Annotated in this window: 1 protein-coding gene; it reads left to right on the top strand. The window is 62.3% G+C overall.

Annotation, left to right across the window (positions count from 1 at the left end; translation table 11 throughout):
* Nucleotides 1-1,866, top strand: a 1,866-nt coding sequence (locus IB250_RS28455) for a VCBS domain-containing protein (RefSeq protein WP_225603930.1), incomplete at both ends; no start/stop codon positions are given.

The raw sequence follows: 1,866 nt of genomic DNA, 5'->3' as shown, positions 1-1,866 counted from the left end.
TCGCCAGTGCCGTGCAGTCATTGAAGGCTGGCGAAAGTCATAATGAAGTGTTCAGCGTGCAGGTCAGCGATGGCCTCGGCGGTGTCGATACTCAGCTGGTGACCGTCACCGTCAGCGGCACTAACGATGCGCCCGTACTCAGTTTCGCGACCGGCAACGATGCCGGCGCGGTGAAGGAAGACACCACCCTCAGCGTCAGTGGCCAGTTCAGCTCGGCCGACATCGATCACGACGCCACGACCAGTTGGACCATCAATGGCTCGGCTTCGGGCACTTACGGCTCGATCGCCGTGGACAGCACCGGCCAGTGGACGTATACCCTGGCCAATGGCAGCGACGGCATCGCCAGTGCCGTGCAGTCATTGAAGGCGGGCGAAAGTCACGACGAAGTGTTCAGCGTGCAGGTCAGCGATGGACTCGGCGGTGTCGACACCCAGCTGGTGACTGTCACCGTCAGCGGCACTAACGACGCACCCGTGCTCAGCTTCGTGACCGGCAACGATGCCGGCGCGGTAAAGGAAGACACCACGCTCAGCGTCAGTGGCCAGTTCAGCTCGGCCGACATCGATCACGATGCCACCGCCAGCTGGAGCATCAATGGCTCGGCTTCGGGCACTTACGGCTCGATCGCCGTGGACAGCACCGGCCAGTGGACGTACACCCTGGCCAATGGCACCGATGGTGTCGCCAGTGCCGTGCAATCGTTGAAGGCCGGCGAAAGTCACAATGAAGTGTTCAGCGTGCAGGTCAGCGATGGCCTCGGCGGCGTCGACACCCAGCTGGTGACCGTCACCGTCACCGGCAGCAACGACGCCCCCATGCTCAGTTTCGCGACCGGCAATGATGCCGGCGCGGTAAAGGAAGACACCACGCTCAGCGTGAGTGGCCAGTTCAGCTCGGCCGACATCGATCACGATGCTACGGCCACTTGGAGCATCGCGGGTACGAATACCGGCACCTATGGTTCGATCGCGGTAGATAGCACTGGCAAATGGACTTACACCCTGGCCAATGGCACCGATGGCATTGCCAGCGCGGTGCAATCGCTGGGGGCTGGCGAAAGTCACGATGAAGTGTTCACCGTGCAGGTCAGCGATGGCCTCGGCGGCGTGGACACCCAGCTGGTGACCGTTACTGTCACCGGCACCAACGATGCCGCCGTGTTGTCCGCCGACATCGCCAACCTCACCGAGACCAATGCCCCACTGACCACCAACGGCACCCTGACCATCAGCGACATCGACAGCGCCGCAACCTTCGTCGCCCAACCCAACACCGCCGGCAGTTACGGCCAATTCTCCATCGGCACCAATGGTGCCTGGAGCTATGTCGCCAATAGCGCCCACAACGAGTTCGCCGCTGGCACCACCTACACCGATACCTTCGTCGTGAGCAGTGCCGATGGCACCGTCACCTCGGTCACCGTCAATATCCTCGGGACCAACGACGCCGCGGTGTTGTCCGCCGACATCGCCAACCTCACCGAGACCAATGCCTCACTGACCACCAACGGCACCCTGACCATCAGCGATGTCGACAGCGCCGCAACCTTCGTCGCCCAACCCAACACCGCCGGCAGTTACGGCCAATTCTCCATCGGCACTAATGGTGCCTGGAGTTATGTCGCCAATAGCGCCCACAACGAGTTCGTCGCCGGCACCACCTACACCGATACCTTCGTCGTGAGCAGTGCCGATGGCACCGTCACCTCGGTCACCGTCAATATCCTCGGGACCAATGACGCCGCGGTGTTGTCCGCCGACATCGCCAACCTCACCGAGACCAATGCCTCACTGACCACCAACGGCACCCTGACCATCAGCGATGTCGACAGCGCCGCAACCTTCGTCGCCCAACCCAACACCG

It is taken from the genome of Pseudomonas sp. PDM09, assembly GCF_014852305.1.
Taxonomy (GTDB): Bacteria; Pseudomonadota; Gammaproteobacteria; order Pseudomonadales; family Pseudomonadaceae; genus Aquipseudomonas.
This window is presented reverse-complemented; position numbering and strand designations above follow the sequence as displayed.